At 44.7% G+C, this 358-nt stretch carries 1 pseudogene; it reads right to left on the bottom strand.

From position 1 onward, the window contains the following. Positions 1-169 (bottom strand): annotated as a pseudogene (locus ACFIK8_RS10155) (5-formyltetrahydrofolate cyclo-ligase); the annotation flags it as partial. Positions 170-358: the final 189 nt, after the last annotated feature.

The raw sequence follows: 358 nt of genomic DNA, 5'->3' as shown, positions 1-358 counted from the left end.
ATAAGGCTTGCTAAACAAATCATCGAGGAGAACTGTCTAGAAGAATCGAAATGCTCAATCTGATGCCCTTGTTTTTTTAAGAGCTTTAGCCCGTCATAGTATCCCCCCTCCCTAGTCCAAGACGATGCCATTGATTATCAAACGCCGAAAGGGGAACAATTATAAGGCTTGCTAAACAAATCATCGAGGAGAACTGTCTAGAAGAATCGAAATGCTAAAGAAGGCGTTCCAAAGAGGCGCCGTTTCCCCAAAGAGGGATGTTTCCCCGAAGAGAGGTTACCAAAAATCTGGACTCTCAGGTTTTAAATGGGGACCAATCCGTACCGCTGAGACCTTTTCGGCTAATCCTGTTCGATTG

Source organism: Bartonella sp. MR168JLCBS, from assembly GCF_042194175.1.
This window is presented reverse-complemented; position numbering and strand designations above follow the sequence as displayed.